Source organism: Rhodoluna sp. (assembly GCF_049276775.1).
Classification (GTDB): domain Bacteria; phylum Actinomycetota; class Actinomycetes; order Actinomycetales; family Microbacteriaceae; genus Rhodoluna.
In genome coordinates this window covers 1-19,322 of record NZ_JBASXC010000038.1, presented here as the reverse complement: position 1 = coordinate 19,322, position 19,322 = coordinate 1, and the positions used below count along the sequence as shown (strand labels likewise).

19 protein-coding genes are annotated in these 19,322 nt (G+C 51.5%); 14 read left to right on the top strand and 5 right to left on the bottom strand.

The window, feature by feature from the left end; genetic code table 11:
• Positions 1-946 (bottom strand): carbohydrate kinase family protein (locus tag WAO31_RS03080; RefSeq protein ID WP_509590129.1); only part of this gene is annotated, 946 nt, incomplete at its 3' end.
• Positions 947-980: 34 nt separating this feature from the next.
• Between WAO31_RS03080 and WAO31_RS03075 the strand changes: the two genes are divergently transcribed.
• The 9 genes from WAO31_RS03075 to WAO31_RS03035 all read left to right on the top strand — a co-directional run bounded on the left by WAO31_RS03075 (position 981) and on the right by WAO31_RS03035 (position 11,099).
• The gene (locus WAO31_RS03075) at positions 981-2,045 is read left to right on the top strand and encodes a hypothetical protein (protein ID WP_509590126.1); all 1,065 of its coding nucleotides are present in this window, start codon (positions 981-983) and stop codon (positions 2,043-2,045) included.
• A 7-nt stretch (positions 2,046-2,052) separates the two neighbouring features.
• On the top strand, positions 2,053-2,697 hold the full coding sequence (locus WAO31_RS03070; protein WP_509590124.1) for an HAD-IA family hydrolase: 645 nt from the start codon (positions 2,053-2,055) through the stop codon (positions 2,695-2,697).
• Positions 2,698-2,700: 3 nt separating this feature from the next.
• Positions 2,701-2,952 (top strand): glutaredoxin family protein, encoded by a 252-nt coding sequence (locus WAO31_RS03065; protein WP_509590121.1) that lies wholly within the window; start codon positions 2,701-2,703, stop codon positions 2,950-2,952.
• 249 nt (positions 2,953-3,201) lie between these two features.
• The gene (locus WAO31_RS03060) at positions 3,202-5,376 is read left to right on the top strand and encodes a DEAD/DEAH box helicase (protein ID WP_509590118.1); all 2,175 of its coding nucleotides are present in this window, start codon (positions 3,202-3,204) and stop codon (positions 5,374-5,376) included.
• Positions 5,377-5,762: 386 nt separating this feature from the next.
• On the top strand, positions 5,763-6,278 hold the full coding sequence (rplJ, locus tag WAO31_RS03055) for a 50S ribosomal protein L10 (RefSeq protein ID WP_509590115.1): 516 nt from the start codon (positions 5,763-5,765) through the stop codon (positions 6,276-6,278).
• A 21-nt stretch (positions 6,279-6,299) separates the two neighbouring features.
• Positions 6,300-6,686 (top strand): 50S ribosomal protein L7/L12, encoded by a 387-nt coding sequence (gene rplL, locus WAO31_RS03050; RefSeq protein WP_509590112.1) that lies wholly within the window; start codon positions 6,300-6,302, stop codon positions 6,684-6,686.
• 118 nt (positions 6,687-6,804) lie between these two features.
• Positions 6,805-8,058: a Bcr/CflA family efflux MFS transporter gene (locus tag WAO31_RS03045; protein ID WP_509590109.1), complete on the top strand. Its 1,254-nt coding sequence runs from the start codon at positions 6,805-6,807 to the stop codon at positions 8,056-8,058.
• A 71-nt stretch (positions 8,059-8,129) separates the two neighbouring features.
• Positions 8,130-9,416 (top strand): saccharopine dehydrogenase family protein, encoded by a 1,287-nt coding sequence (locus WAO31_RS03040; RefSeq protein ID WP_509590106.1) that lies wholly within the window; start codon positions 8,130-8,132, stop codon positions 9,414-9,416.
• 18 nt (positions 9,417-9,434) lie between these two features.
• The gene (locus WAO31_RS03035; protein ID WP_509590103.1) at positions 9,435-11,099 is read left to right on the top strand and encodes a GMC family oxidoreductase N-terminal domain-containing protein; all 1,665 of its coding nucleotides are present in this window, start codon (positions 9,435-9,437) and stop codon (positions 11,097-11,099) included.
• Here the strand turns inward: WAO31_RS03035 and WAO31_RS03030 are convergent.
• From WAO31_RS03030 to WAO31_RS03015, 4 genes are read right to left on the bottom strand one after another with little or no spacing between them, the layout of a single operon-like run.
• Positions 11,096-12,007: a DMT family transporter gene (locus tag WAO31_RS03030; protein WP_509590100.1), complete on the bottom strand. Its 912-nt coding sequence runs from the start codon at positions 12,005-12,007 to the stop codon at positions 11,096-11,098. The genes WAO31_RS03035 and WAO31_RS03030 overlap by 4 nt on opposite strands.
• Complete coding sequence (locus tag WAO31_RS03025) at positions 12,000-12,944, bottom strand: DMT family transporter (protein ID WP_509590098.1); 945 nt, start codon at positions 12,942-12,944, stop codon at positions 12,000-12,002. The genes WAO31_RS03030 and WAO31_RS03025 overlap by 8 nt, the downstream gene beginning before the upstream one ends.
• A 42-nt stretch (positions 12,945-12,986) precedes the next feature.
• A complete protein-coding gene (locus WAO31_RS03020) occupies positions 12,987-13,916 on the bottom strand; it encodes a DUF368 domain-containing protein (RefSeq protein WP_509590096.1) in 930 nt (309 codons plus the stop codon).
• Positions 13,917-13,943: 27 nt separating this feature from the next.
• Positions 13,944-14,795: a DMT family transporter gene (locus WAO31_RS03015; RefSeq protein WP_509590093.1), complete on the bottom strand. Its 852-nt coding sequence runs from the start codon at positions 14,793-14,795 to the stop codon at positions 13,944-13,946.
• A gap of 227 nt (positions 14,796-15,022) precedes the next feature.
• Between WAO31_RS03015 and WAO31_RS03010 the strand changes: the two genes are divergently transcribed.
• From WAO31_RS03010 to WAO31_RS02990, 5 genes are all read left to right on the top strand, one after another.
• Positions 15,023-16,429, top strand: coding sequence for an aspartate aminotransferase family protein (locus WAO31_RS03010; RefSeq protein ID WP_509590090.1), 1,407 nt, complete (start codon positions 15,023-15,025; stop codon positions 16,427-16,429).
• Between the two features lie 3 nt (positions 16,430-16,432).
• Entirely contained in the window at positions 16,433-16,894 is a 462-nt protein-coding gene (locus WAO31_RS03005; protein WP_509590087.1) for a small multi-drug export protein, read from the top strand.
• A 72-nt stretch (positions 16,895-16,966) separates the two neighbouring features.
• Positions 16,967-17,971 carry an inositol 2-dehydrogenase gene (iolG, locus tag WAO31_RS03000; protein WP_509590085.1) on the top strand — a complete coding sequence of 335 codons (1,005 nt, stop codon included), beginning with the start codon at positions 16,967-16,969 and terminating at the stop codon, positions 17,969-17,971.
• A gap of 58 nt (positions 17,972-18,029) precedes the next feature.
• Positions 18,030-18,977 carry a 5-dehydro-2-deoxygluconokinase gene (iolC, locus tag WAO31_RS02995; protein WP_509590083.1) on the top strand — a complete coding sequence of 316 codons (948 nt, stop codon included), beginning with the start codon at positions 18,030-18,032 and terminating at the stop codon, positions 18,975-18,977.
• A partial coding sequence (locus WAO31_RS02990; RefSeq protein WP_509590081.1) for a Cgl0159 family (beta/alpha)8-fold protein occupies positions 18,968-19,322 on the top strand: 355 nt, incomplete at its 3' end. The genes iolC and WAO31_RS02990, both read left to right, overlap by 10 nt.

Here is a 19,322-nt window from a genome sequence, read left to right as displayed (position 1 = left end):
GCTCCGCTCCGGTTTTTTCGCAGGCCATGCTGGCTGCAATCCCAGAAACCCTGGCTATCTCAGAAAGCTCGGAATCGGAAACCCTCTCGAGCCTCTCAAAGGCTTTTGAACCAAGAGCCGAAAGTTGCTCGAGCTGAATCAGAGTATTCGCACAAAAAGTATCCCCCGCACCAACGGTGTCCTGGACCTGGACTTTTCGAGAAGGGACATCAATTCGCGTCTTATTCCTTCGGTAGACGCTTACGCCATCCCCACCTCGGGTGACAAACACGATCTTTGTAGTGCCCCCAATCCAGCTCCACGCGATCTCGTCAATAGCTGAGCTGTTATCTGCTGCACCTTCCAAACCGTATAGCCAAGCGATGTCGTCGTCGGAGGCTTTGATGAGGTGAGAAAAGGAGTTCACGCGCTCTACGCGTTCACGCTCTTTTGCTACCTCAAATCCCAGGGCCGGACGAACGTTTATGTCGTGCGAAATGGTTAGTAGCTCCTGGTCAAAGAACGCTTTCGCCCAGGTTTCGATAACTGCGTTTCCAGGAGGCATTGCCATCGTCAAACAGCCAAACTGAATGGCTTTTGCTCCAAGGGTTTGCATTTTTTGAATGGTTGGAAGTTCACTCGTTGTCCAGGCCCAGTCGGCGGTGTTTTCAACGTAGAAAGAGTAGTTGGCACCACCAGATTCACCAATCGATGCGATGGCAACAGTTGATTGCTGCGTGGCATCGATTGCGTGCTCGAGACCGACTTCGTTATCAATTAGTCGCTGGCGAATTTTCTGGCCGAAGGCGTCGCTTGAGATTCGGGCCAAAAGCTGTTGACTGGCGCCAAGCCTTGCGAGGGCAATTGCAACATTGGCGTTGGCTCCGCCAACTACCGCCTGAAACCGCCCGGAGGCGTTTCTATCCTCAATAAGGTCGATGAGGGCTTCCCCTATAACAACAATCACAAGGCCAGTTTAGGGCGACCTCTAGGCTAGGGATATGGAAATCAAATTATCGAAACAGGCCATCCTTGCACCTCTTATTGGGCTGGTGGTTGCGTGGATCCTGTTCATGTTTGCGATCTACTCGGACCTGTTCGTTTTCCCCATCTATGACTCTCAAGGGATGTATCAGGGGGAGGCACAAGTTGTTCGGATCTCCACCTACCTGATTCTTTTGGCCATCGTGGTCTTTGGTCTTTTGTCCCTCTCCGGCCAGCGCATTGCCCTTCGAGCCAGAGAATTAGCCGGCCCGGAGAACTCTCTAGCAAGAGCGGCCCACCGTTTTGGGAATTTGGCTGTAATTCTGGCGCTGGTTGCTGGAGCGGTCTACGCAATCGGAAACTTCCTCGGAGCATTTTCCTCCTTTGGTAATCGCGAGGAAAATCTCTTGGTTCGGCTCTTTGATGTTTATATCCCGATTCTTTTGGCAACCGGCCTAGTTGTATACATCTTGCTGAGAGCCTTTGTGTTCCGCAAGCAAGTTATTAAGGGTTCCAAAAAAGTGGGTATGTCCGAATCGGAGAAGGCCCTGGGTCTTGGCTACGCGGTTCCGATTATTGCAACTGCAATTGCCATCATCTTTGGACTTGTGGTTTATGACGTGACCAGAACTGAGCTTCAATTCTGGGTGTGGGTAATTATTCAGGTGATTGTCGTTATAGGTATTTTGCTTGGAACTAGATTCTCAACCAAGGCCAAGACTGCTAAGGCTGTTGCCCCAAAGCCAAAGGCTACCTTGGCGGCCGGAGCTGCCAATTTGAATTTTGTGCTCTCGATTGTTTTTGGAGCGGTCGTCTCGATCATGTCCTTCAGCTTCGGGGCATCCGCTATTCGAGAGCTGATGGTCTTTCCCGAATATAGAGAACCAGAGCCCGGCGAAGATTTCGTCTTTGACTCCACTTGGGAGGTCACCCCTCCAAGCATCAGTTGGTTCATTGAGGACATGCTTCCTGCACTGGTGCTCCTGTTTTTAGCAGCGGCTGGAACCTACCTTTCTATTACGGAGAGAAACAGGGAAGCCCTTGTGGTTAGCCCCACCAAAGTCAAAAAGGGCAAAAGGTAACTAGTAATTGATTTTGGAAGTCAAAGCCCTGCTGTTCGATAACGACGGGGTATTGGTAGATTCGCACGACAGCGTAGATGCGTGCTGGGCCAAATGGGCAATTGAATTCGGCATCGAGGGATTTAGCATCTCGAATCACTACGGCACCCGGGCCCAGGATTTGGTTTTATCTCTTGTTGGGGAAGAAAGATTTGAAGCCGGCAACAACCGCATCAATGAGCTCGAGCAAGAATCAGCTCACGAGACGGTTCCGCTTCCCGGAGCAATTGAATTACTGCCTTCACTTCCTTTGAACCGCTGGACCATCTGCACCTCGGCTAACCCAAAACTTGGACTCGCGAGAGTCCAAGCAGCTGGGCTTCCGGTGCCAAAGCAACTGGTGACCGGTGGCGATGTTGAAAAAGGTAAGCCAGCACCAGATCCGTATCTGCTTGGAGCCAAGAGATTGGGTTTTGATCCAGGGGACTGCATTGTTTTTGAAGATGCCCAGGCTGGTGTTTTGGCAGGCAAAGCAGCCGGGGTCAAGCTGGTGATCGGGGTTTCGGTTAGGGCACTGGATACCGAAGCCGATATCGTGATTGAGGATTTGGTGGGAATCAGCTTTGATGGAAACAAGTTGTTCATACCGGAAGAGAAAATCCTAAGGAGATAGCAAATGGCCGATGTAACGATGTATGGAGCTGACTGGTGTGGGGATTGCCGAAGGTCTAAGGCCCTTTTGACCGCAACCGGCGTTGACTTCGAGGTCAAGGACGTTGAACAGAGCGCTGAATTCACCGAGGAAGCCAGGGCCATTTCCGGCAGAACCAATATCCCGGTGATTGTCTTTGCCGATGGCAAGCACCTGGTTGAGCCCTCTGATCCAGAGCTCCACGCGGAGCTTACACTTCGGGGCCTTATTTCTTAGAACTTTTCCTAGCTATATCGGGGTATTCCCCCTAAGCTAGAAAAGTTGGGAACATCCCAGCAGTAGTCGTTTGCAGTGCACTACAGGTGCATCAGTCTTTACCTCTTATTAGCCCTGGCAAGAACCAGATCAGCTAAAGGTCTAGCGCAGTTCGACTAGACCGAAACGACGAACATCAGTTTCAATGAAGTGCCTCAAATTTGGGGTTCTGTTGAGCCGTGCTCGTCATAAATAGAGGAATAACAAAGTATGCCTAATTACGGCAAAGCCGCACCGCGTCCAAAGTCCGGTGCTTCAAAATCAGCCCCCAAGCGAGCAAGCTCGGCTTTCGGAGCAAAATCATCCGCTCCCAAAAAGCCTCACCGCAAAGGATCAGTAGAGCCTCGCGAGATGAGCGGGCGTAAGCCAGACCGCGGTAACAACTGGGAGCCAAAGTCCCCTAGAACTGAAGCAGGCCGGAAGCCCCGTCACACAGCCGAAGACCGCGCGCAGCGCGCTCCTCGCAGCTTTGACGATCGCGCCCCAAGATCTTCGGATGACAGAACTCAGAGAAAAGAGTGGTCAGACAAGCCTCGCTACGGCCAGGGTAGGAACGACCGCCCAGAGCGCAAGAGCTGGTCAGACCGTCCTTCCTATGGAGATAGAAACGAGTCACGTTCTTCTGATTCACGTGGTTCAGATTCCAGAGGCGAGCGTAAGCCAGCTTCAAGATCAGACCGCCCTTGGGAGTCAAGAACTTCTTCACCTCGTTCAGATCGCAATTCTTCTGACCGCAGCTACTCAGACCGTTCCGAGCGCCCAGCGCGCTCAAACTCCGATCGCCCTTGGGAATCACGTTCTCCAAGGTCAGATCGATCAGAGCGTTCCGGAGATTCAAGGGGCTTCGCTCCTCGTTCAAACTCACGCGAGTATGACAGGGACCGTAATCCTTACCGCGAGGACAGAGTTTCAAGAGATCGCTCTAGGGATGAGAGCTTCGTAGGCGCTCGCGATAAGAACCCAAACAAGAAGGCTTTCTTCGAGGACAAGGTTCTAGAAAAGCTAGTTGTTGCTGATGCCTCAGAGGTAACCATTCAGGGAAGCTTCGAAGAGATGGGTCTTCACCCGAAGCTCGTCACAGCTCTTCGTGGCATGGGAGCAGAAACCCCATTCCCGATTCAGCAGTCCACAATTCCTGCAGCGCTTGAAGGCCGGGATGTTTTGGGTCGCGGAAAAACGGGATCTGGAAAGACAATCGCTTTCTCGGTCCCCATCATTTCCAAGATGGTTGCGGCTGGATCACAGCCAAGAAAACCAAATAAGCCTCGTGCTTTGATCTTGGCTCCAACCCGTGAGCTTGCTGATCAGATTGACAGAACCATTTCGGCTCTGGCTCGCTCGGTTGGTTTCTACACAGCTTGTGTTTATGGTGGTGTTCCTCAGCGCAGACAAGAAATCGCTCTTAGCCGCGGTGTTGACATCGTTGTTGCAACCCCGGGAAGACTCGAAGACCTAATGTCGCAGCGCATTATTGACCTGTCTGAAGTTGAGACTATGGTCATCGACGAGGCCGACCACATGTGTGATCTTGGCTTCATCGAAGGTGTGAAGCGCGTACTTCGTGCAACCGGAGAGTCCCAGAAGCTTTTGTTCTCGGCAACCCTAGACCGCGAAGTCGATGCACTTGTTAAAGAGTTCATGCCAACACCGTTTGTCTACGAGGTCCCAAACGAGACTCAGGAAACTTCAACCATAGAGCACCGCATCTTGGTCGTAGACCCAGATGACCGCTCACAGGTTCTACTTCGCCTGGTTCAAGGAGAAGGCAAGTCACTTATATTTACTCGCACCAAGATGACCGCCGAGCGCCTAAGCGAATCACTTACCAATAACGGAGTTCCAGCAGCGCGTTTGCACGGAGACCTAAACCAGAACCAGAGAACTCGTAACCTTGAAAGATTTGTTAAGGGTCACGTCCGCGTACTGGTAGCAACAGATGTTGCAGCCCGCGGTATCCACGTTGACGATGTTGCACTGGTTATCCAGGTTGACCCACCAGAGGAATACAAGACCTACCTTCACCGCTCCGGCCGTACCGGCCGAGCTGGCAAGGAAGGTGTTGTTATAACCTTGATCCCACGCTCAAAGAGAAGAAAAGTTGAAGACCTTCTTCGCAGGGCCGAAAGAGATGCGAAGATCACCGATGTTCGCCCGGGTTCTGAACTAATCGAAGAACTTGCCGGCCCTATTGCACCCCCTCCGGCAGCCCCAGACATTCTGGACTTCGGCGACTCACGCGGCGGCGGCTCAAACCACCGCGGGCGTGACCGTGACCGCGATTCAAGACCCAAGAAAAAGGGCAACTACCAGGGTTCTGGTAAGGGCCGTTGGGCTGACAAGCCATCGAGCGAAAAGCGACCTCGGGCCAAGAAGTATTCGAACTAGTAATAGTTCGAGGAGTAAAAGCGAATAGAGACAGCGCTTAGTAAACCCCGCCAAGTCCTAACGGATCTGGCGGGGTTTACTTTTTGGGGTTTGGAAAAGGGGTCTGCCCTGAGCCCAGATTAGGGCCAAATCCCGAGCTTTACAGGCAAGGCCCAAGGCCCTAAACTGTTGTTTAGCCAAAGACCGTCGGTTTGAGGCAGGACAAATCCCCAAGATTTCTTGGAATTTGGCTTGTTTTGACTAAGAGACACTAAAAGTGTTTGCCCACGTAGGTGAAGAATGAAAGTACTTAGGGCTTGCCCTTTATTCCTTTTGCTCTCCACTTATGTGGGGAGCATTTTTTGTTTCTGGGCTAGCCGACAAACTAAAGAAAATCAAGGAGTGCCATGGCGAACAAGGAAGCTACAGTTGCCGAGCTCACGGACAAGTTCCAGAACTCAGCTGCAGTATTGCTAACCGAGTACCGCGGTCTCACTGTTGGTCAGCTCAAGGAGCTGCGCCGTTCAATCAGTGAGCACGCAACCTACGCCGTGGCAAAGAACACGCTTCTAAACATTGCAGCTAAGAACGCTGGGGTGACCGCATTTGAGGGTCAGCTCTTCGGTCCAACCGCAATGGCGTTTGTTCACGGAGACACCGTAGCCGTGGCCAAATCAATGCGTGACTTTGCCAAGGCAAATCCTCTACTGGTAGTCAAGACCGGCATCATGGATGGCGTTGTCTTGTCTCAAGAAGAGGTTAAGAAGCTTGCTGATCTTGAATCCCGCGAAGTTCTATTGGCGAAGGCCGCTGGAATGTTCAAGGCTTCAATGTTCAAGGCTGCTTACATGTTCCAGGCTCCGCTGGCTCAGGCCGTTCGCACAGTCGACGCCCTACGCGCCAAGCAAGAGACAAACGCTTAAAGAAAATAAGGAGAAAAACAAATGGCAAAGCTATCAACCGATCAGCTAATCGATGGCTTCAAGGAGCTATCACTAATCGAGCTTTCTGAGTTCGTAAAGAAGTTTGAAGAGGTGTTCGAGGTTACCGCTGCAGCACCAGTTGCAGCTGCAGCAGCAGCACCAGCCGGCGGCGCCGGTGGCGACGCAGCAGAAGAGAAGGACGCATTTGACGTTGTTCTTGACGCAGCAGGCGATGCAAAGATCCAGGTCATCAAGGAAGTTCGTGCACTAACCAACCTAGGTCTTGGCGAAGCCAAGGCTCTAGTTGACGGTGCTCCATCAACCATCCTTGAGGGCGCAAACAAGGAGACCGCAGACAAGGCAAAGGCAGCTCTTGAGGCAGCCGGCGGCAAGGTCACCCTTAAGTAATAAAAAGTTTCAACCAAAAAACCCCAACACCACGCAAGTGAGGTTGGGGTTTTTGGCGTTTTTGGTGAAGTAAGCTCATCTTCTGTTCCCACAATCTGTCTAGAAAAGACGCGCCAACTTGACATTGAAAATAGCAGTTCCAAAGGTCGAAATTTCCAATAAGCAGCGACTGGTCTACATCTTCGTACTCGGCTTCTTGTTTATGGTTCAGACTTTGGTCACAGATATGTTTCTTCCGGCCTTTCCCAACATCGCTGCTTTTTTCCAAGTTCCCGATGCCTTTATCCAGTACTCACTTTCTGCTGTGATGCTGGGTGCAGCCATCGGATTTTTTGTTGCCGGGCCACTTTCTGATTCGATGGGAAGAAAACGACCAGCCATGCTGGCGTTGGGACTGTTTACACTTTCTTCCGGCGCCTTATACATTGCCCCGGGTATCGAAGCGTTCGTGATCTTGAGATTTTTGCAGGGCCTTGCCGGTGCCGCGGCGGCAGTTGTCACTCAGGCGATAATCAGAGATCTATTTGTCGGCAACGCCATGCTCAAGATGCTTTCGAGGGTTTGGCTAATTTCTGGACTCGCACCTCTGGTGAGTCCCATTATTTCGGCACAGCTTTTGCTGGTTGCTCAGGACTGGAGAATCATTCCGCTCGCGCTTGCTGGACTCGGACTTGTGATTTTGTCTTTGGCATCCAAAGCTCTGGTTGAGACACTGCATAAAGATAATCGTCGATCCAAAGGATTCGAGGGAGTCAATAAAAGATTTATTGCGGTTTTCAAGGATCGAATACTTGTGGGCCTCGTAATCATTGGCATGACTCAACACATTTCCCTATTTAGCTACCTGAACATCATTCCGTTTTTCTATCAGGACAGTCTGGGTCTGACCCCAGTGGAATTTTCTTTTTTCTTTTCGATAACAGCCCTCTGCTGGTTCCTCGGGATTCAGGCCGGATCCAAATTGGGTCAGTTGTTTAGGGCTCAATGGGTGGTCTTTGCGGCTTTAGTAATGGCTGTGGTTGCAGGCGCAAGTCTTTATTTGGTCGGTTCGATGAATGTAGGAGTCGAGACCGTTCTGCCCATTATGGCCGTTTACATGGCGTCCTTTGGCATGAGCATTACTCCGATTCAGACCATCGCCCTGCAGGGGCACGGTAGCGAGGCTGGAACTGCCGCGTCAGTTCTTGGGGTTATGAATTCTTTTGTCGCAGCGGCAGCAGCGCCGCTCTATCCCCTGATTGGGAGCGAGACAACCACCGGCCTTGGTATGACCATCTTTATCGCCCATTTGTCAGCGATAGCAGTATTTTTCTTGGTTGTTAGGCCCCGTAGCGTCCCAGACCTCGTGAAAGAGCAGTCAGAGGTATCCTAGAAATATAACGAGTTGCCGCATTGGCCCTTAGATGGGGTGGCAGCTTTCCTAAAGGGATGTGAAATAAATCAATGAGGATTTTACTTATTGGCGCGGGCGGCGTCGGAGACGCCATTGCCAAAGTCGCTTCAGAAAGATCTTTCTACGAAGTATTTGTTGTATCTGACTTTGACCTCTCAAGGGCAGAGCACGCAATTGAGTGGATTAGAAACAAACACGGCGACGAAGTCGCCGCTAAATTTAGCGCAGCAAAGATAGATGCATCTAGTGCATCAAGTGTTGTTGAGCTCTGCCGGGCTTACGAAATAACACACCTTATAAACGCGGTTGAGCCCAAGTTCGTACCGACAATATTCTCAGCCGCTTATACCGCGGGTGTTGGCTACGTCGATATGGCGATGTCGCTGTCGGAGCCGCACGAAACCGATCCATTCAACAAACCGGGTATCAAGCTGGGTGATGGGCAGTACGCACTGAACGACCAGTGGGAAAAAGCCGGCAAGTTGGCTCTGGTTGGAATGGGGGTCGAGCCGGGACTATCGAATATCTTCGCAAAGTATGCCTACGACGAACTTTTCAGCGAGGTTGATGAGATCAGCATCAAGGACGGCTCGAACCTGGTTGTTAGAAACGAAGCCGGAGAGACAATCTTTGCTCCGTCGTTTTCGATCTGGACGGTCATCGAGGAGTGCCTCAACCCTCCGATCATCTATCAGAAGGAGAAGGGTTTTTATACCACCCAGCCCTTCAGCGAGCCAGAGATCTTTGAGTTCCCGGAGGGCATCGGAGCCGTCGAGTGCGTGAATGTTGAGCACGAGGAAATCCCGATGCTTCCTAGAACCATGGATGTCAAAAAGGTTACTTTCAAGTACGGACTGGGTTCGGACTTTATTGACGTCCTAAAGACCCTGCACCACTTAGGAATCGACGCCACCAAGCCGGTGCGGGTGCGCTCAGCATCGGGACCGGTTGATGTCTCCCCTAGAGATGTTTTGGTTGCTGTTTTGCCAGACCCGGCACACATCGGCCCCCTGATGGAGGGCAAGGCGTGTGCCGGAGTGCTAATCACCGGTAAAGATAAGACCGGTAGGGAGCGAGCTACTTACATCTACCACGTTGCCGATAACGCAGAGACCATGAAGGAGTACGATGCCCAGTGCATCGTGATGCAGACAGCCTTCAACCCGGTTATAGCCCTGGAGCTAATAGCCGAGGGTAAGTGGGTAGGTATTGGAGTAAAGGGTCCCGAAGAGTTTGCACCTAAGCCCTTTTTGGAGCTAATGTCATCATCAACTGGGTATCACCAGAGATGGTTTGCTCAGGAAAGGTTGCCAGCTAACCCGCTGGCTCTTCCATAAGAGAAAAGGAATTACTCTTTGGATGACTTCGACGTTGCAGTCATTGGATCCGGCTTCGGTGGATCGGTAGCTGCCTTACGTCTTAGTGAAAAGGGATACAAGGTCCTAGTTATTGAATCTGGTGCCAGATTCGAAGATCAAGACTTTGCCAAAAACTCTTTTGATCTCAAGAAGTTTCTGTTCTTTCCAAAGCTTGGCCTCAAGGGCATCCAGCGCATTGACCTTCTCAAAAACGTGCTCGTGATGAGCGGGGCAGGAGTTGGAGGCGGCTCACTGGTTTATGCCAACACTTTGTATCGGCCACCCCAGAAGTTTTTTACAACCGGTAGCTGGAAAGATATTGCAAATTGGCAGACTCTCTTAGAGCCTTACTACGACCAGGCCGAGCGCATGCTTGGAGTCGAAACAAATAAGTTTTATTCTCCGGCGGATGAAGCCCTCAAAAAAGCCAGCGATGCCTTAGGTTTTGGCGACACCTTTCAGATGGCCCCGCTCGGTATTTACTTCGGCGAGCCAGGCAAAGAGGTATCGGACCCTTACTTTGGCGGAGCGGGACCAAAACGAACCGGCTGCACCAACTGCGGTGAGTGTATGACAGGCTGTCGGCACGGAGCCAAAAACACCCTCGTGAAAAACTACCTATTCCTCGCCGAGAAGCTTGGCACAAAGATCATGCCATTAACCAAAGTGGTAAACATTGAGCAAGTTCAGGGTGGCTATAAGTTGACCCTTATTCAAAGCGATAAGTTGTTCACGAAAAAACGAGAGCTAATTGTTCCAGAGGTGGTCGTCGCTGCCGGTGCCCTAGGTTCGGCAAAGCTACTTCATTCAGTTCGCGCCAAGGGAAATCTTCTTGGAATCAGTAGCAAGCTAGGCGAACTCAGCCGAACCAACAGCGAGTCTTTGCTCGGCGTTGTCGCCAAGGACAAAGACATTGACTTTTCTTCCGGTTCCGCAATCACCTCCTCGGTTTTTCCGGATGAAGATACCCACATCGAACCGGTTCGCTACGGCAAGGGCTCGGGGTTCATGGGCTTACTGCAGTCTGTTGTTGCTTCGGGACGAAAAGGTCAGACGCCTAACATCCTGAGGCTTTTGTGGGTTACGCTGAAGAATTTGCCGAAGCTACCAAACTTTTACAACCTTCGCTCCTGGCCCGAGCGAACACTAATTTTGCTGGTAATGCAATCGCGCGATAACTCGCTTACAACTTTTTGGAAAAGACGACTCACTTCTCGTCAAGGTCACGGCGAGAAAAACCCGGCCTGGGTTCCAATGGGTCACACCGTTGCCAAGCAAATTGCGAATGATGTTGACGGAACCCCGGGAGCGGTCGTTGGAGAACCCTTCGGTATTCCACTCACCGCACACTTCCTCGGAGGTGCCGTGATCGGAAGTAATGCTTCAGAAGGGGTAATCGACGGCTACCTTCGAGCCTTTGGTCAACCGGGACTGCACATCGTCGATGGCTCAGCCCTTTCGGCAAACCCCGGTGTGAACCCGTCACTCTCGATTGCGGCTTTGGCCGAGTGGGCGATGGCTCACTGGCCCAATAAGGGGGAGCAGGATCTTCGTCCGGCTTTGGGAGAGGCCTTTGAAGTTGTCGAGCCGGTTGCTCCCAAGAACCCGGCTGTTGGCTCTTCAGCTTCTGGAGCACTCAGGCTTCCAATCCGCCCGCTCTAGCTTTTTGGAAACTGAGCTTCGAACTTTTCGCGGTGCCTTGTTTCGATTCCCTGTCCGACATACGTGCTTACGATAATCACAACCGCGCCCACGATTCCAAGAACGGCAAGTGTCTCGCCGCCCAAAATAACTGCAATCACAACCGCCCAGATTGGCTCGGTTGAAAGAAGCAGCGATGATCTCGAGGCCGAGGTTCTTCTAATCGCCCAGAGCTGAGCGACAAAAGCAAAAACCGAACAAAACAGTGCCAGGAACAGAGTTCCTGCCCACTGGGCCGGACCAAAGGTTGCAATTGCATCAAAGGCACCCTGAACATCAAAGACAAAAAACACCACGGTTGCAGTTAGGCACTGCATCAAGATCATATTGAAACTGGACGCCTCCCTATTTCTGGTTAGGACCCCCTGCGCAGTGACGTGAACCGCGCGAACGATAGCTGCGATAAAGAGCAACAGGTCTCCAAAGTTTGGTTCCTGGATGCCGTTTCCCGTGACCAGTAGCGCAACCCCAACTATTGCTCCAACCGCTGCTAAAAAGAAAGACCTAGGCAGCCAGCGTTTATTCCAGGCCGATTCCATGATTGGTGTGAAGATGATAGTCAAAGAGATAAGAAGTCCAGCGTTGGTCGCCGAGGTGATTTTGAGACCAAAGGTCTCAACGCTCATGATTGCCGACTGCGTGAAGCCAAAGATAATCCCAAGGATTACGTCGGTTCGGGAAAACCTTTTTCTCCGAATTAACCAGATGGCAACCATGGCCAGGGTTGCGATTGCGAAACGGACCGAAAGCATTGCAGGGACAGTTGCGAAGGGCGTGATGGCCTTAGCCGCTAGGTAGCTTGCCCCCCAGACAATTGCCACGGCAAGTAGAACAAGGTCGACCTTCGAGGCTTTGATAGCGTTAAGCATCCTGCTTGGTCCTTGGTTGCTCTATACCTTTGGGCCTTGCCCTAAACAGGGCAAGGATGCTGCCTTGCGAAATTGCGGCTCCAATGATGATGATCAGGCCACCAATTGGCTCGTACCAGTGCAATTCTTCGTTCAAGATAACCACACCGAGGATCACGGCAATGATTGGAGTTATGTAAGTGACTGTGGCAGCCACCGCACTACCTAATACATCAATTAGACGATAAAACAGCAGATAGGCAACGCCGCTACCCAGGGTTCCGATTGCTATAACTGAACCGATGGCTTCAAGGCTTGGTGTTGCGACTAGGTATTCACCGGAAAGTAAATAAATCGGCAGCAGCGTTATCGCCGCTGTTCCAACCTGACCAAATACTGAAACCTCAATCCCAATGCCTAGTGGAGCAATATTTTTTCTTACGTAAGGTGTCCCGATGCCGTAGCAGGTGATGGCAACAAATAAAGCGACGATGGCAATCGGTTCGCTCTCGCCAATGCCTTGCCAAACCCCCAAAACCACCAAAACGCCAAATAGCCCAATTATTAGTCCAATCAGGGTGTGAGTCTTTAGCTTTTCAGATCTAAACGCAATTAGCATCACGATTACTGTTGCCATCGGGGTCACCGCATTGATGATGCTGGCAAGTGCACTGGTGACAAAAGTCTGCGCGAAAGCGAAAAGAGTAAACGGTATCGAGCTCATAAACATGCCGGCTATAAACATCTTCTTCCAAACGGCCAAGCTGGTTGGAATTTTGGATTTAAAGATCACAATCACGATTGCCATCGCGAGGGCACCGAACGCTGTGCGCCAAAAAGCAACTCCGATTGGAGTGAGGGCGGTTAGGGCCATTTCAATAAAGAGAAAAGATGAGCCCCAGATAAGGCCGGCTGCGGTATACATGGCTACCCAGGGATTACCCGATACCTTATTCACTTACCTGCCCCCAAGGGTTTTTAATTTACTGGCTAGAGTCTGTCACGAAAGCTTTGACGCTCTAGCCAGGGCAATCCTTTCAGTAAGAAGCAGTGCAACCACAATCAAAACACCGACGGCGAAGGCGACAATTTCCCCCAAAAAGTTCGTGGCCGGCATTAGTCCACCGGATTCAGATTGCCAAGGCCACAGCGCCCGAAGTGATCCAACCATCAGTCCGGTCATGACAACCAGGGTCAGCTTCCGCCTGTGTGAAAGAAGCCACTGCAAGAGGGAAACAAAAGCTGCCAGCCCAAGAATTGCCCCCAGCACAAAAGTGCCCAGGTAGCCAAGATCTAAGTTGTTCACCGCAGCAAGAGTTGGCGCATACATACCCATTGCAAGAAGAAGGTAGGAGCCTGAGACACCCGGAAGAACCAGAGCGCAAACTGCCAAGGCTGCTGCCGCAACAATAACGAAGAAGTTTGGGGTGGCGTCTAGTGCCCTTGGGATTGAAGTCAGTGCAAATGCCGCCGCCGCTGCAAGGGCGGCGAGTGCATATTCACCGATTCCCCAGCGGGCACCGGATAGACGAATTGGAACAATCAGCGATGCTGCGATGAGCCCTAAAAATAAAGCACGAGTGAGTGTTGGATACTGCTCGAGCAGCGGTTCAACTACGCCGGCGGCTGCAAAGATTGCGATCATCATTCCAATAACAAGTGGAATAAGAAGTGCCCAAGACATCGACTTGAATCTAGCTCCGGCTTCTGCAAGCTTGGGTTTTGAAAAACCAAACAGCAGTAATAAGCTTCGGACCGCGTCCGAGGCCGAGTTTATGATTCTGGTGTAGACACCCGTAATCAGAGCAACAGTTCCACCGGACACACCCGGGATGATTTCGGCGATTCCGATTAGACCACCGCGCAAAAAGTTCAGTCCAAGGTCTAGGATTTGTCCTTTTACTGTCGGTTTGCTAGGAGGATTGCTCATCAGGCAATTCTCTCAAAGGTTGATGACTTAGTGGACACTCGGCACACGCTTGGAACCAAGTACTGCTCCGCCAACAATCAATGCCGTAGCAATAGCAAGCTGCCAGGAGAGCACGCGACCGCTCACCAACACCAGCATTGCGGTGGACAACAGAGGAGTTAGGAACGCCAACAAACCAATTCTTCTCGGGTCACCAATTTTGAGAGCTGCATCCCAGAAGTAGAAAGATCCACCCAGGGGCCCAAGCCCCAAAAGAATCAGAAACCACCAGTCTGTTGCAGAAATGCTTGCAGGCTCCTCCAAAACAAAGTGCGCACCGATTGCCAACAGGCCGGCAACCAGCCCAAAGAGCCCAATGGCTGAAGTTGGAAAGGCTGGCACTCTTGTGGTCAGAAGAGAATAGGTAGCCCAGATAACGGCAGCTGCCAGAGCGAACAGGTAGCCGGTTTCAAAATTAAAAGAGAGACCAGCTTGGCCGTTTGAGGTGATTGCAATCGCGGCTCCTGTGAAGCCTGCGGACGCTGCAATTATGTGACGGGGACCTAGCTTGAGTGACTTGGTAAAAAGTGGAGCTAGGACAACAATCAGGAGCGGCCAGAGATAGTTCACCAGGTTTGCCTCAACTGCGGGAGCGGTCTGGAGTGCAATAAACAACATCAGGTGATAACCGAAGAGTCCGTAGACGCCAACCAGCAAAGTCCGAAAAGGAATTTTCCAAGCTGACAGCTTGAACCCTGAAAGGGGGATTGAAATTAGAGAACCAATTACCAAACCGATTCCGGTAAGTAGTAGTGGTGGAGTGTTGGAAAGTAGAGTTGCCAGGGTGGCAAGCGCTGCCCAAAGCACGATTGCACCTAGCGCTAAAAGGTCTGCTCTCATCAGACAAAGCCTATTGGACTACCCAAGGCAAGGTTCCAAATAATGCTTTGATGAGGGCCGCGACAGACGGTAAATTCCATCCATCTAAAGAAACAAAAAGGCCACAAAAGGCATCACTTTTTTTGTAAGAAACACAAAAATTACTAGCCCCAAACCCCAGTATCCACTTGGATTAGCGTTTATGTCACTCTTGGGAGAGAATGGAAGGACACGAAGGAGTGATAGACGTGTCGAAAGTCTCGAACCCAAAACACGATTCTGCCGGAAGGCGCCGAACACCAGAAAGATACACCCCGATCAATGAATCTCGGGTCAAAAAACTAACCACCGAGGAATGGAAGAAATTCCGCTCCCAAACACCCGCTTCAGGTGAGCACAATAAGCAGGCAAGCAAGTCTCTGCCGCTTGGTGTTACCTCTAGCTTCCAACACTGGGACCCATACCCACTTTCAATTGTTTCCGCCAAGGGCGCTTACTTCAAAGATGTTGACGGTCAAAAGCTACTGGACCTGTCGATGGGCTTTGGAGCCATGCTGGTTGGACACCTCAATAAAGACGTCATGAGAGCCGTCAAAAAAGCGATGCGTTACACCGGAACGCTTTTTGTGACACCGGCCCCGATTGCCACCGAGGCAGCGGAGCGTTTCCAGAGGCGCTTTGATCTGGACATGATTCGATTCACCAACTCGGGAACCGAGTCGACCATGTACGCCATCCGTGCTGCCCGAGCAGCAACCGGCAAGAGTGCCATCATCAAAATTGAGGGTGGATACCACGGTGGTTATGACCCGCTTCTGGTTTCAGTAAAGGCACCTATCAGCAAGATTGGCCCCGCCAAAACACCCAAGCCCTTCTACCCACCGGAGGCCGAAGGTGGCGAGGTATTCGTTGTTGGATACAACGACATCGATCGACTGGAAGCAATTCTCAAAAAGGACGCGAAGAAAATCGCCTGCTTCATGATCGAACCGGTCGTCGAGAATCTATCGATTATCTTGCCGGACGAGGGCTACCTGAAAAAGGTAAGAGAGCTCTGCGATAAATACAAAGTTGCTCTGATCTTTGACGAGGTAAAAACTGGTCTGACAGCCGGAATTGCCGGAGCCGCTGCGAGAGTTGGCGTAAAGCCAGATCTCATTACCCTGGCCAAGAGCATCGGCGGCGGCCTACCGCTGGCTGCCTTTGGAGGTAAGAAAGAATTTATGCAGACGGTTGTTGACGGAACCATGCCACACTTTGGTACCTACAACGGTAATCCTTTGGTTGTGGCAGCTGCCATCGCTGTTGATGAAATTGCAACGGAAGCCAAGCTAGCCGCAGCGGAGAAGATCAACTACGACACCCTGGACATGATGGATGAAATCATCGACGAGTATGCCCTCCCCGCACACACCGTAGGTTTTGGTGTTAAGGGGGCGGTCATCTGGTCGCCAACACCAGTTCGCAACTACCGCGACTTCAAAGCAACTGACTTTGAGGTCGCCGAGCTCAGTTGGCTCTGGGGAATCAACCGAGGAGTCGTAACCCCTCCGGGTCTCGATGAGCAGTGGTTGGTCTCTTTCGCTCACACCCAGAGGGACATGAACAAACTTGTTAAGAGCTTTAGGGAGTTAGCCAAGGCGCTTCGGGGCTAGTCCTTGAACTATGAACAACTCGGCCTACTAGGCATCTTCATCGCCGGTGCAATCCCGTGGCTTGAGGCCATCGGGGTTGTGCCGGGGGGAATCCTGATTGGACTCGATCCAACAGCTGTGGTGCTGTCCGCAGTTGCCGGCAACGTCATCACCATCTTTGCTTTCGCCTACGCGGGGGACAAGATTAGGGACTGGCTCAAAAAGCGCCGGGCCGCCAAAGGCAAAGAGGGTGAATCTCCAAGATTTGCCAAGGCTCAGGCCTCTTTTGATAAGTATGGAATTTACGGGATGGGCCTGCTCGGTCCAATCCTGATTGGAACTCAGTTCGCCGCAGCCATCTCAGTTGCTGCAGGCGTCAAGCCGCTAAAGACCTCAATCATCATCAGCGTTTCAACTCTTTTATGGTCTGTTGCAATTGCGGTTGGAATGGTCTTGTTTGGATTGGACGAGGTGTTCACCAGCTAGGTAAATCGAGGTTCGAGGGGCAGGGAAAACCCCTAGGATTTGTACTAACAAAGTGCAAAAAAGGGAGATCTCATGTCTGCAGCTCTTAGGTTCGGAGTAATCGGAGCCGGCCGAATCGGTCAGGTTCACGCTGAGAGCGTGGCAACAACCGATGGCGCAAAACTTGTCATGGTTGCCGATGTATTCATCGACGGTGCAAAACAAGCAGCCGAAAGATTTGGCGCGGTTGCTACCGATGATCCCATACAGCTGTTTGACAAAAGCAAGGTAGATGCTGTGATTGTGGCTTCTCCCACTTCCACCCACGTTGATCTCATAGGTGCTGCAATCGATGCGGGGATGCCGGTGCTTTGCGAAAAGCCAATTGATTTAGACATCGAGCGAGTTGACAAGCTTCGTGAAAAAGCTGCCGGAGCAAGTATCCCAATCGTTCTTGGTTTCAATAGAAGATTTGATCCGCACTTTAATTCGGTCCACAAAAGAGTCCAGGCCGGAGAAATCGGTCGCTTGGAACAGCTGATACTTATCTCTCGTGATCCAGCTCCCGCGTCAAATGATTACCTTTCGGTATCCGGTGGAATTTTCCGCGACATGACAATTCACGACTTTGACATGGCAAGGTTCTTTGTTCCAAAAATCGTCTCGGTCACCGCAACCGGTTTCAACCAGTTCTCTAAGGACATCAAGGAAATGGGCGACTACGACGCCACAGCCATCTCTCTTCGCGGAGCCGATGATGAACTTGTTCTGATTACCAACTCCCGTCACGCCATCTACGGATTCGATCAGAGAATGGAAGCTTTCGGGGACAAGGGGATGCTTCGGGTTGAGAACCTAACCAACACCAACGTTCGCCTCTATACCGAGCACAATGCTGAGGTGAAAGAGCCCTACCAAAACTTCTTCCTCGAAAGATACATGGACTCATACCGCCTGGAGCTTGCCGAGTTCATTAAGAAGGTAAATGGCCAGCCATCTAATAGCCCTAGCTTCGAGGACGGCAGATCTGCTCTGGTGCTCGCCAACGCGGCCCTAGAGTCCGCTCAATCGGGTAAAACTGTGGCGGTTGAGGTCTAAAAACTTTGTTATGACAAACTCCGTTCTGTGTGGCAGAATTGGGGTGGAGGTTCAAAAGATGTCGTTCGATGTAATCACTACCGGTCGAATCGGAGTTGACATCTACCCGCTCCAGACCGGAGTAGGACTCGAGCAGGTAGAAACCTTCGGCAAATTCCTCGGGGGCTCCGCCACCAACGTTGCGGTGGCGGCCGCTAAATACGGACTCAATTCAGCCGTAATAACCAAGGTGGGTAGTGACCCCTTTGGCAACTTTCTAGTGCAGGAGCTTGAGCGCCTAAACGTCGACACTTCTTTTGTGGGAAGACACGAATCCCTAAAAACCCCGGTGGTCTTTTGTGAGATGTTTCCGCCAGATGATTTTCCAATCTATTTCTACCGAGAGCCAAAAGCCCCTGACATGGAGGTCTCCGAGAGCGATCTTGACCTTCAGGCAATAGCCGAGGCAAAAATCTTTTGGTCTACGGTCACCGGCCTTAGCCAAGAACCCTCCAGGTCGGCAAATCTTTCAGCACTAAAGGCAAGAGCCAAAAAAGCCCACACCATCCTAGATCTTGACTACCGTTCCGTTTTTTGGTCGAGCCCCGAGCTCGCTACCGCGGAGATTGCCACCGCTTTACCTTTTGTGACGGTAGCCATCGGTAACAAAGAGGAGTGCGAGGTGGCTATCGGGGAGACCGATCCCACTAGGGCCGCCGATGCACTGCTGGAGCGCGGAGTCGAACTTGCAATCGTGAAGCAAGGACCCAAAGGCGTGTTGGCTAAAACCAAAGACGAAACTGTTGAAGTTCCGCCACACTTTGTTGATGTTGTGAACGGGTTAGGAGCCGGCGATTCCTTCGGAGGGGCCCTCTGCTTTGGGCTTATTCAGCAGTGGCCACTTGAAAAGATTCTGCAGTTTGCAAACATTGCTGGGGCCATCGTCGCTTCAAGACTTGAGTGCTCGACCGCCATGCCCAGCTTTGAGGAAGTCCAGGAGATTATGGGGTCCAAACAATGGGTCTAAGTTTTGAACAGATCAAAGACCTGCGCGCAACAGACCCTGCTGCGGTAGGCAGGGCGTTAGTCAATCGCAAGCGCAGAAAAATTATCGAGGGCAATGGCAACCTATTCATCCTTGCGGCCGACCACCCGGCCAGGGGAGCCCTTGCTGTAAACGGCAACCCTTCCGCTATGGGATCCCGTCGTGAGTTATTGGCTAGATTCGCTGAAGCACTCCAAAACCCAAAGGTTGATGGGGTACTAGGAACTCCGGATGTTCTCGAGGATCTTGCTCTGATGGGTTTGCTCGAAGGCAAAATCACCGTGGGGTCGATGAATCGAGGAGGCCTAAGGAATTCTGTCTTTGAGT

Bases quoted from the DNA above. Each gene is read 5' to 3' on its own strand.
- WAO31_RS03075 (WP_509590126.1), top strand. From the start codon at position 981: ATGGAAATCAAATTATCGAAACAGGCCATCCTTGCACCTCTTATTGGG.
- WAO31_RS03065 (WP_509590121.1), top strand. From the start codon at position 2,701: ATGGCCGATGTAACGATGTATGGAGCTGACTGGTGTGGGGATTGCCGA.
- WAO31_RS03060 (WP_509590118.1), top strand. From the start codon at position 3,202: ATGCCTAATTACGGCAAAGCCGCACCGCGTCCAAAGTCCGGTGCTTCA.
- rplJ (WP_509590115.1), top strand. From the start codon at position 5,763: ATGGCGAACAAGGAAGCTACAGTTGCCGAGCTCACGGACAAGTTCCAG.
- rplL (WP_509590112.1), top strand. From the start codon at position 6,300: ATGGCAAAGCTATCAACCGATCAGCTAATCGATGGCTTCAAGGAGCTA.
- WAO31_RS03040 (WP_509590106.1), top strand. From the start codon at position 8,130: ATGAGGATTTTACTTATTGGCGCGGGCGGCGTCGGAGACGCCATTGCC.
- WAO31_RS03030 (WP_509590100.1), bottom strand. From the start codon at position 12,007: ATGCTTAACGCTATCAAAGCCTCGAAGGTCGACCTTGTTCTACTTGCC.
- WAO31_RS03020 (WP_509590096.1), bottom strand. From the start codon at position 13,916: ATGAGCAATCCTCCTAGCAAACCGACAGTAAAAGGACAAATCCTAGAC.
- WAO31_RS03015 (WP_509590093.1), bottom strand. From the start codon at position 14,795: ATGAGAGCAGACCTTTTAGCGCTAGGTGCAATCGTGCTTTGGGCAGCG.
- iolG (WP_509590085.1), top strand. From the start codon at position 16,967: ATGTCTGCAGCTCTTAGGTTCGGAGTAATCGGAGCCGGCCGAATCGGT.
- iolC (WP_509590083.1), top strand. From the start codon at position 18,030: ATGTCGTTCGATGTAATCACTACCGGTCGAATCGGAGTTGACATCTAC.